8 protein-coding genes and 1 pseudogene are annotated in these 11778 nt (G+C 42.1%); all 9 read left to right on the forward strand.

All coding sequences use genetic code 11. The annotated features are described in order from the left end of the window. The first annotated feature begins 7 nt into the window (after window positions 1-7). The gene (locus I2I13_RS21685; RefSeq protein ID WP_272225279.1) at window positions 8-1609 is read left to right on the forward strand and encodes a RagB/SusD family nutrient uptake outer membrane protein; all 1602 of its coding nucleotides are present in this window, start codon (window positions 8-10) and stop codon (window positions 1607-1609) included. Window positions 1610-1639: 30 nt separating this feature from the next. Then, entirely contained in the window at window positions 1640-2596 is a 957-nt protein-coding gene (locus tag I2I13_RS21690; protein ID WP_229128694.1) for a glycoside hydrolase family 18, read from the forward strand. A 95-nt stretch (window positions 2597-2691) separates the two neighbouring features. Next, window positions 2692-4314, forward strand: a complete 1623-nt coding sequence (locus I2I13_RS21695) for a BT_3987 domain-containing protein (RefSeq protein ID WP_229128695.1) — start codon at window positions 2692-2694, stop codon at window positions 4312-4314. A gap of 143 nt (window positions 4315-4457) precedes the next feature. After that, a complete protein-coding gene (locus I2I13_RS21700; protein ID WP_195650491.1) occupies window positions 4458-5402 on the forward strand; it encodes a glycosyl hydrolase family 18 protein in 945 nt (314 codons plus the stop codon). Window positions 5403-5762: 360 nt separating this feature from the next. Continuing rightward, window positions 5763-7034 (forward strand): DUF1735 and LamG domain-containing protein, encoded by a 1272-nt coding sequence (locus I2I13_RS21705; RefSeq protein ID WP_195650492.1) that lies wholly within the window; start codon window positions 5763-5765, stop codon window positions 7032-7034. 442 nt (window positions 7035-7476) lie between these two features. Continuing rightward, window positions 7477-7811, forward strand: a pseudogene (locus tag I2I13_RS21710) (AAA family ATPase); the annotation flags it as partial. Window positions 7812-8385: 574 nt separating this feature from the next. Next, complete coding sequence (locus I2I13_RS21715; RefSeq protein WP_148367595.1) at window positions 8386-10074, forward strand: response regulator transcription factor; 1689 nt, start codon at window positions 8386-8388, stop codon at window positions 10072-10074. A 174-nt stretch (window positions 10075-10248) separates the two neighbouring features. Next, a complete protein-coding gene (locus I2I13_RS21720; RefSeq protein WP_004303851.1) occupies window positions 10249-10908 on the forward strand; it encodes a DUF4840 domain-containing protein in 660 nt (219 codons plus the stop codon). Between the two features lie 124 nt (window positions 10909-11032). Then, entirely contained in the window at window positions 11033-11725 is a 693-nt protein-coding gene (locus I2I13_RS21725; protein ID WP_148367593.1) for a DNA alkylation repair protein, read from the forward strand. The last annotated feature ends 53 nt before the right edge of the window (window positions 11726-11778 follow it).

Here is an 11778-nt window from a genome sequence, read left to right on the forward strand (position 1 = left end):
GAATAGCATGAAATACATAAAACAGTTCAATCTGACAATGATATCAATTGCCACGCTGCTTATTTTTAGTAGTTGCATGGACAATGATATCAATCGAAACCCTTTTGAAACCACTGAGGAAGAGATGGGGAGAGACAACTATAACGTAGGTTCCAAATTAAAAACACTTGAAGGTCAGGTGATCCCCACGCAGGAACATTTGTATCAATTTATGGAAGCCATGTGCGGTGGTGCTTATGGTGGATATTTTAGTGACACGCACACCGGATGGATTGAAAAATTTTCAACATATAATCCCAAGTCGGATTGGTTGGAAGGAGCCTTTTCCACCATCTTCACCAACACCTATCCTAACTACCGCAATCTGATGAAACTGAATGACGTGCCCGTTCCGCAAGCCATCGCCAAAGTGCTGCGAGTGGCGATCATGCAACGCACTACCGACATGTTCGGACCCATCCCCTACAGCAAGATAGTGGTGGAAGGAGAAGCCGCTGCATTGAGTGCTCCCTACGACTCGCAGGATGTTATCTACAAGCAGATGTTCAAGGAACTGGATGAAGCCGACCAAGCATTTGAGGACAACCTCACACTCGACCCCGATGCCCTGAAGAAGCTTGACGACGTCTATTACGGAAACGTGGAGCAATGGCGCAAATACCTCCATTCTCTGCAACTTCGCATGGCGATGCGTCTCTGCTACGTGCCAGAGATGAAAGAAGAAGTGCAACGGATAGCCGAAGCGGCAGTGAAGGCGGGTGTGATTACTGACAATGCCGACAACGCCCTATTTCACGTAGCCGAAAACCGTTCTGCCCTCTGTTTCAACACTTGGAACGACTATCGGATTGGTGCCGACATTCTATGCTACATGAACGGTTATCAGGATTCTCGCCGCGAAAAATACTTCACCATGGGTAAAGGCAACGGCAAAACAGACGGCACCGCCGGCAGTAAGGAAGGCTATTACGGTATCCGCATCGGCACACTACCGACAGGCGTGACCGACGACCAACTGAAAAGTGTCTACTCCAACCGCCTCATGACCGCCACCGACCCTTACACCTGGATGACCGCCGCCGAAGTGGCATTCCTCCGTGCCGAAGGCGCATTGCGAGGATGGGCAATGGGTGGAGAGGCCAAAGACCTCTATGAGCAAGGCATAGCCCTCTCCTTTGCCCAACACGGAGCATCGGGAGCCGAAGCTTACGCTGCCGACAACAGCATGGTGCCAGCAGCCTATGCCGATCCGCTGGGCAAATACGACACCAGTGCCCCATCCAACATCAAAATCGCGTGGAACACGGACAGCAAGGAAGATCATTTTGAAGAAAACCTCGAACGCATCATCACCCAGAAGTGGATTGCCATTTACCCACTGGGCATCGAAGCATGGAGTGAACGCCGCCGCACGGGTTATCCCAAAATGCTCCCCATCGTTGACAATAAGAGCTCATATTCCGAACTTACTAACATCGGAATACGTCGCCTGCAATACCCTGCCAGTGAATACAGCCTCAACGGAGGACACGTGGAAGAAGCCGCACAGATGCTGGGAGGAGACCAAATAAATATTCGCCTCTGGTGGGATTGCAAACCGAATAATTAATAAAAGTAAAACCTTGAAAAACAAAAAGATATGAAACACAGCTATTTGAGATCCAATTTAATGGCTTGTCTCCTGACAATCGCAATAGCCGGAGGATATCTGTTTACGTCTTGTGAAGACTGGACAGATCCGGAAGAGGTGGACTACACCATCCAAGGCCCGGACAAGCAAAATCCCGAACTCTGGGCACGTTATATGGAATCGCTTCGCATCTACAAGCTCGAACGCGAACACTACATCACATACGCGAGCTTCAACAACGGCGTTGAGCCTTCAAAGAACGAAGGCAACTATCTCCGTTCCCTGCCCGATTCACTGGACTTTGTTACGTTGGCAAACTCTGAGAACATCACCGCTGCCGACCGTGAGGATATCCCCGGACTACAAGAGAAAAGTACCCGCGTGCTCTACCACGTAGATTATGCCAAGAAAATGACGGAACTTCCCGATGACGCCGCTTTGGGCGCATGGTTGGACAAAGCGGTAGCCACTGTTGCAGAGTTAAACATGGATGGTTTCGCTTTCAGCGGCATACCACTTTATGGTGGTACGGATACTGAACAGGCTGCACGCAAAGCGTCCGCACGGTTAATTGTCTCCAAACTATCCGCCACAGGAAAAGCACTCGTTTTTGAAGGGGATCCCACCTTTGTAGACGCTGCCGACATGGAGAAACTGAACTACGTAGTGCTCAACACCGCCGACATAGAGAGAGCCGTGGCATTGAAACTGCTTGTGGCAAATACACTGGAGACGCATACAACGCTATCAAAAAAGCAACTGATACTAGCCACCAAGATGAACGGCAAGTTAGCGGACGAAAACGGAACATGGCATAACGCCGTGCTCGAAATACCTAACCGTGTAGTTGGCTTGGGTCCTTTGGGAGGAATGGCAATATACTCCATAGGTGAAGATTATTATCAACCTGAAAAGAATTACCATACTTGCCGGACGGCTATACAGACGATGAATCCATCCATGTAGACGAAAGTAAGAGGATGGAAATTATGGAATATTAGTTTGCAGGAAACCGAAACTAATGATAAAAAACAATGCATAAATACTATAAAATCAATCTTATGAATAACTCATTCAAATACTTCGCCCTTTCCATGTTGTTGGTAGCATTGACGGGATGCACCGCAGGAGATATCACACAAATCGGAGGTGTGCTGCCTGACGAAACACCTATGAATAGCATGGGAGGACAGCTATACAGTGGAAAGACTCTTTCCCACATGATTACCGTGGGCATGTATGAAGACGATGGCGCAGCCACCGAAGAAATAGTTTACGCACTAACCAAGCCCGCTACAACGACCGTTACAGTAAAAGTTGTTCCATCACCGGAACTCGTAGCGAAATACAACAGTGACAACAGCACCGAAATGAAAGAATTTCCTGTCACCAATGTGACCTTTGAGGACGGCGGTTCACTCACCATACCCACTGGAAAGAAAGTATCCGAAAATATTAGTGTCACCCTTTCTCCCGAAGGACTGGAAGCTGGAACGCTCTACCTGTTGGCAATTACGCTCGAACGGGACTTTGCAGGTATAGAAGTGCAAGCTGCCAAACAAGTGATTTATTACAGAATAAGCTTCCGGGAAAAGATAACGACATGCACACCTGGCTACGAACCAATACCAATCCCACCGATGATGCCCGGTCTGACTTCAGTATTTTATGTAAATACAGAAACGTATCAGCCTTTGATCGCCAACGCATGGAGTGTCAAAGCGGAAGGTTCAACCATGCCTGCACCAATATATAACATGGGGAATATTGTAAACCTCAAAAAAGCAACAATAGACTATGACGCTACCAGTGGACGTGCTTTGTTCAGCTTGGGTAGCGACCTGTCTTACGTATTGGAACATAGAGATAAATACATCCGCCATCTCCAGGAGTATGACCACAAAGTATGCATTTGTATTGAAAATGGTGGCAAAGGAATAGGCTTTTGCAGCATGACCAACACACAGATAACCGATTTCGTCAGTCAAGTGAAAGCTACGGTAAATCGTTATCAACTAGATGGCGTAAACCTATTGGATGATGACAGTAAATACGGCAAAGCAGGAACACCGGCAATGAACACCACTTCATACCCCATGCTGATCAAGACATTGCGTGAAGCCTTACCCGGCAAATTGCTCACATTGGTAGATAAAGGAGACGCTACGGAATATTTCTACGACATCAACAAATGTGGAGGCATCGAAGTAGGCAAACACATTGATTATGCATGGCACGGCTACGTTTCGCCAACGGAAGACTTGCAAGCCATCACTCCCAACCCGGAAGGTACACAGGTTTATAGTAAATACACGCGAAAACCCATTGCCGGATTGGATGAAAAATGTTACGGTAGTGTAAATGTACCTCTGTATTCTAGCACTGATATAAAACATAGAGACCAGGCAGCAGAGACAATAGCTAAATGGAAATCCGCAGGATATAAAAAAAGCAATATTATAGTTTATGGAAATGATCTCATCGGTAATGAGTATGGTGGCTATGAAACAGCAGTTGGTATAATGTTAGGCACATATAGCCTTCTTCCATTCATGGATGACGGTGATAGTTGGGATTTTAATAGAGACGAAGTAATATGGGGAGATGTATTGTATGATGGAAAAGCTTTGGACAATAGGATAAATGGAGGTCCTGAAAACAATCCTTATAGGAAAGACTGGTAAATAAAGATCAATCATAATCTGACCAAAAGAAACCAAGATAAAAAATGATAATCAGATAATAAGAATTAAAAGAAAAAAGGAGGTGTTTATATGTGAAAAAATTCCCATTCACAATTAGTTATTAACTTTTAAATCAAAAAATCATGAAGAATTTATTTTTTACTCTAGTTACATTAATTATGGTATTGTTCGTTACAAGTTGCAGCAACAATGAAGACTTGGTAGTAGCATCTCAAGATGCCCAGCCGGTAGCGACCCGTGGTGTATCCGTTAAAACACCGAAACTGACAACGTATATCGAGACAAACGATATCAATCCGTTAAATATGGGTGAATACTACTTCACCGGTACAGAAGCGGACAAAGACTATGTAGTGGATCACGTGATATTGTTCGCATCGAACATTCGCGGCACAGTTTCGACTGTAGAGTTATATCACAACCCGAATCAGACTTACATTCTGAACAACAGAAATACATTGGTGAAACCATTGCAGGACAAGGGTATCAAAGTATTGCTCGGTTTGCTGGGTGATCATACAGGTGTGGGATTTGCTAATCTAACCAGTGCGCAAATAACTTCATTCGCTAACCAAGTGGCTGATTGTATTGAAGTTAATGGACTTGATGGTGTAGACTTTGATGACGAATATGCTGAATACGGAAAAATATCAGGTACCCCGTCACCCAGCGGTACTAACTTCAGTTCGTTGATTACAGCCTTACGCGCGAATCCGAAAATGTCTGGTAAGTTAATTACTGCTTTCCATTACGGCTATGCCCAATATTTCAATCAGAATGCTCTGAACGCTATGAATTATATGTGGCCTAACTTCGGTTACGGATATGGTGCTCCTTCCGGATTTTCAAACAGCAAATGGGCAAGTATGTCAATACAATACACCGACGGTTATCCTAGTGCAAGACAAATCCAAAGTGCTGCGCAAAACTATGGCGATTATGGTGCAATCATGATGTTTAATGTACGTAATTATGATGCTTCCGGAACAATGAACAATTTTGCTTCACGAGTATGGGGTGGAAAAACAGTTAGCTATACCGGTACTTCATATCCTAAAAACTACTAGTAGGGTCATGGCCTTCATAGCTAAATTTTTTGCAACGGCTGCTGAAAAGTAAGCATTGCGCTAAACAAAGCAAATTAAAAAAAGAAAAGACCGGGAGTGTCCGCACGAAAGTAGACTGTTCCGAAAGCTATGCTTCCACAAGCAGCACTCCCGGCTTCTCTCATTTCGAAACCAGAGCCAGCAGCTATGAACAACGCTAATCCTTATAACAATGCTTCCCCGTAAAAAGAAGCATCAGCAACGTCCCCCCCCATCGGCAACACCCGACGGACGGACGCTAACAAAAACAGAATATCAACGAAGAAATTCGAAACAACATATATCTATCAATCCCGTAAAGAAACAAAAAATTCAAATGCCATGAAAACAACAAAAATCTTCCGAAGCATCCTATGCACAGCCTCTCTCTCAAGCCTCACCGCAGCTATGCTACTGTCACTAGCCGCCTGCGACAACAAGGACTATAGCAACGCCTCCCCATTCGACAGCGTAGTCTACCTCGATGTCGCCCAACAGAAGGACGTGACGAGCTTCACCTTCAACCGCCTCATCGAAACCGGTCAACAAACAATCGCCGCTCAGCTCTCACAGCCGACGGGAAGCGACGTCAACGTCAGCATTAAAGTAGATCCTACCTTGGTAAACACCTACAACGCCCGCCTGGAAACAGACTACACCCTGCTCGACCCCAAATACTACACTCTCTCCACCGAGCAAGCCGTTATTCCGCAAGGTAAAACCATCTCAGCGCCTGTCACCATTGACTTCGACGCCCTCACCGAACTCACTATCGACGCCGGCTATCTACTCCCCGTCACCATCAGTCAGGCAACAGGAGGAATCGGCATTCTCGACGGTTCGAAAACCATCTGCTATATCATCCGACGTTCCAGTGCCATCACCACCGCTGTCAATTTGAAAGATAATTACTTCGAAGTGCCCGGCTTCGACAAAAACAGCCCCACTGCCGACATCGTCAACGATCTGAAGCAACTCACCTACGAAGCCATCATTCGTGTGAATGACTTCAAATACGGCGCCAAAACGAAAAACATCTGTACCATCATGGGCATTGAGCAATATTGTCTGTTGCGCCTTGGCGATACAGGATTCCCCTTACAACAACTACAATTCGCCGCCAACGAAAACAAAATACCCAACGCTGACAACAGTAAACTACTACTTCCCAATGAATGGTACCACGTAGCCGTAGTTTATGACACTGAAGCGCGTACCGCCTCCATCTACCTTGATGGACGTGAACAAAGCCGCGCCGAAGACTACGGAAACGGCTTACCCATCAACCTCGGTATGCAAGAGCGTGGTAAACAATTCATGTTCAAAATAGGCCACTCTTATGGTGAGCCTGACGACATGAGTCGACAACTTGACGGCGAAATCTGCGAAGTACGCATATGGAACACAGCCCGCACTCAAGAGGAAATCTACAAAAACATGTATAATATAGAAGACCCAGAAAATGCCCCGGGTCTATGCGCCTACTGGAAGTTCAACGAAGGCGAAGGCGATATAGCCAAAGATTTCTCCGGCCACGGGAATGATGCAAAAGCCCATAATAAAGCAGTATTGTGGCCTGCAGGTATCGAGGTGACTCAGAAAAATAAAGAATAACCAAGTAGGAAGATTCCGGACACTGTTCTATTACAGAACAGTGTCCGGTCTTCCCCTATTCAAACAATTATCCTTCGGAAGCTACTAACTCTTCCAATGCTCATAGAATTAACTGGAGGGAAAGTTTCGAGCAAAAATAAGAGTAGTAGCAACCGAAATTTTTTAAACTTTAAATGCTGCCACATTTTATCAGAAGAGAACTGCACTTTTTACGACATGGCTTATCAGATAATAAAACAACAATGAAATTACACTTGTGCATTTATATGGACAGACTTATGCAATAAGCCTGACTCAGTTATGCATTCCCTACAGTTACCCAACAGCAAGATTAAAACATCCATATAAAATAGCTAACAGGAAGCCTGAATTTATTATTACTAATGTTCATTACGTAATATACAAATGTTTGTTACCTTTGTATATAGTACTGTTATATTGAATATGTAGTGCCCTTTCCAAGTCACGTTTCGGCGATTATTGGTTTGCCAGCGGAACACCAACATTCTTGATAGAAATACTTAAAAAGAAGGACTTCGACTTTCGCCAACTGGATGGCATTGAAGTCTCTTCCGCCTCATTGAGTGATAACAGAGCGAACATCAGTAATCCTGTTCCGATGATTTATCAAAGCGGCTACTTAGCGATAAAGTCATACGACCAACGTTTTCATACCTATATGTTGAGATTCGACAACGAAGAAGTGAAATATGGTTTTCTCAACATCGCCGCACCTTTCTATAGTCCTGCCCATCTAATGATACAACTTTTTATATGAGTTGAATACGAAAACGGAACCTTACTCTGTCGACGACAGACAGTTGGTTAAAAAATCACAATTATAATTCACCATCTTTCACAACAAACACACCAAACGACAATAAACTGTCATCCAATATTCATATCATCATCCACTTGTTACAACTTATCATTATTTTTACTTCGCAGGAATAAATCGTACTTCCTTTCTATCTTTATATGAGAAAATCCAAAGTGGTACTTATCGGGATATGTATCGATAGTACCGAATATGCAATACGTTCCCCCCCCTCATCAGTATTACCACACGGTAAATAAAAACATTCAATAAACAAAAATAGATCTATTTATCATTGTTGCCAGGAGGAAATCCACCATTTCTCAAAGAATGATTCAAATTGTTAGGATTCAAGCTCCTCATATAAATTTTACTTTCAACTATCACCTCTCAAAATATAAATCCATAAATATTTATATTTTGAGTTTATGAATACATAACTGTGAGATTATAGTTACAGTGAATTTACTCTTTTATCTCAAACGTAGGAAATAGGTGTATCCCATCTAAGTGGCACCATTAAAACAAATTAAAATGAAATACTCAATAACAACATCACCTCTCGTTCCCGTTGTCATAACTATACTTCTTATTTATCAATTATACCTTGTCCCACTGTTTATTGCAGGCGGAATTTCAATTTATTGGATTTGGTCTTTCATATTTATACAAAAAGAAAAGAATTTATTAAAAGAAGGGATTCAATATTTAATGGACTCCTTCGGGAATATTCGTACCCCGATCACATCGATTCATACTCCATTAAAAACAATATACAATGATCATTGTCCCGAAAATGCCAAAACGGAGTTATTACTGGCAATCCGAAAGATCGATTGTCTCAACGAACATTTAACCGGACTGATGAATTTGAAACAGTTATTCACCCATTCCGGAAGTGTGGATATTGCAGAATATGAACTCGGAAAGTTTATCAGGAACAAAGTCGACTCTTTAAGAGAACATGCCATCAACAATCAAATAAAACTGGAAATAAAGACAGAATTCAAGTATGCCAGTACTTGGTTCGACCAAAGTAAGGTATCTCCAATCATTGATAAATTCATAAGAAACGCCATAGACCACGCCGGACAAAAGCAAACAATTATCTTGGCTATTTCTATAAACCCTCAACACTGGCAAATTAGAATAACCGGTTACAAAAGCAGGAGATTGACCCAATGTTACACATACAAAAAGCTTCAATTACTCAAACGGGGAGAAGAACTTGAATATAGTTTCGATAAAAGTATATTTTATAAGAAACTGTTAAGACTGTGCAACGGCAAGATTCTCATCAATCACTCCCAACAGAGTGTTTTACTAAGATTTCCATTAAAATATACACATAAAAATATGTCCGAATATACTCCCATACAGTTCACAGTCAATCAGGAAGAAAAAAAGATTGACTCTCTGTTCTGTAAAGAGACTCATAAAAGAAAGTCAGCCAAGCCTACAGTACTCCTTGCTGACAGTAATGCAGACTTCAGGTCTTATCTGGAAACACGCTTATCCGAACACTTCATTGTAAAAAGCTTCGACAACGGTCTGGAAGCCCTGAAATACATCAGAGAAGAATACCCGGACATCGTGATTTGTGACATGATGTTGCATGGGATGTATGGAAACGAACTCTCTTCAAGGCTGAAAACGTCCGGAGAGACCTCTATTATACCTATTATCCTTTACGGTTCATATCTGGACGGCAAACAACAAAACACAAGAGAGGCCTCGCTGGCCGATGTCTTTTTACATACTCCTTTTCATGTAGAAGATTTAAAAATAGAAATAAACGTTCTAATCAAAAATAGTCGTTTCCTTAGAAAATCATTCCTACAAAAAATATTCGGGGAACAATTCTTAAAGATAAAAGAGAACGAAAACCTGAATGAAGATAATTACGTATTCATCGATCGTGTGAAAGACTATATTCTAAAAAATATAGATCAGGAAAACCTGACTATTGATGAAGTCGCGTCCGAACTATATATGAGTAGAACTACTTTCTTCAATAAATGGAAATCGCTGACAGGAGAAGCACCTAAATTTTTTATATACCGAATCCGAATGGAAAAAGCCCGTGAACTGTTAGAAAGCGGAAAATACTCTGTAAATGTGGTTCCGGAAATGATAGGATTAAAGAATCTAAAAAACTTCCGACATAAATACAAAGAATATTTCGGAATAACACCAAGCGAATCTATTATAAAAAAACAATAGTATACGAAGTCTGCTATCTGTTGCAAAGGTCCTGATGAATGGGACCTCTGCAACAGCATTCCTGCAAAAAAACATTTTGTTTTTATTTCCATACGCAGTATTTCACAAATACCGGCATTTACTCTATGTACGTACACCTTAATTTTGAAAATTAATAATCTAATTTTAAACAGTATGAAAATTTTAACTGAAATAAAAAAAACTCGTTGTTTTAATCGCTTTGTTCTCCTTGTAGTATTGCCAGGCCTGATAAGCACTTTCACAGCATGCAGCAATGATGACGATTCAGATATTCCCGTATATTCACTTAAAGATGTGGATGGAAACTATTCCGGTAAGATGTTGACAGAAACCGCTCCATCCGTCAATCCACAAAACTACTCCTCCAAAGAAGAACAACCGCAAGGAGCCACAGTTACCGCTGAAGTAAAAGACAATCAAATTATGATTAAAAAACTTCCGGTTGACGATTTGATCAGAAGTATCGTCGGTGAAGAAGCTGCCGAAGTTATCATTGAGAATCTGGACGATATCAATTACAACATTCCTTATACTGCCGCCTTTAATGATGATGGCAAAGGCTCCATTCTACTTCAATTGAAACCTGAACCTTTGGAAATAAAATATACGCCCCCGACTCAAGTAAAAGCGGATGGAGAAGAAGATCCTCAAATTACTGTAAAAGTAACCATAGAAGCAGAAGAACAGGGTCAATATACATATAAAGATAAAAAACTTACCTTTGTGATCAAAGCAACCCAGGTGGAAGTAGAAGGAGTGCCGTTGAAAGACTTCCCGATTACCACATTCAGTTTCGACATGGTCAAGAAGTAACCGATCGGACAAGCTTTCCCAAAGTATTTTCATTATGATGGGAATTGTCTCAAAAAAGAGTATGCCTGCCACAGTACGCATACTCTTTTTTTATACCTTTGTGAAATAACCAACGATATGAAAAATGACTATAACTGAAAACATCCGGAAAGAATTACAGGCGTTAGTAGATTCCCAATATCAGGAATTTCACTCTTCCCTCCTCCCGGGAGCTAACAACATTCTCGGCGTACGCATCCCCCAACTGCGAACAATGGCCAAAGAAATTATAAAGAAAGAAGACTGGCGCACATTTGTCGAATCAACCGAGACTAACTATTATGAAGAAACAATGCTTCAGGGAATGATTATCGGACTAGCAAAAATGGAACTTGAAGAACAAATGAAATACGTAACGATGTTCATTCCCCGCATAGATAATTGGGCTGTATGCGACATATTCTGCAGTGAACTGAAAACTGCCGTGAAAAAAGGAAAAGAAAACGTATGGCAATTTATCCAACCCTATCTGAAATCCTCTAAAGAATTTGAAATACGTTTCGGAATTGTGATGCTTTTCCATTATGTAGATGACGCACATATTGATTCGTTACTGAAATATGCCGACTCATTCAATCACGATGCCTATTATGCACGCATGGCTATGGCATGGATGATATCACTGTGTTTTATCAAATTTTCCCAAAAGACAATGGAGTATCTGAAACATAGCGCATTGGATAACTGGACTTACAACAAGGCACTGCAAAAAACAATCGAGTCATTCCGGGTAGATAAGGATACCAAGGACATTCTCCGGAAAATGAAAAGACGATAAAAACAAAGCACGGTAAACATCCTGCCATCAGCATTCCGTTCACCGTGCTTCTT

Source organism: Bacteroides sp. D55t1_190419_B8, assembly GCF_015558905.1.
GTDB lineage: Bacteria > Bacteroidota > Bacteroidia > Bacteroidales > Bacteroidaceae > Bacteroides > Bacteroides vicugnae.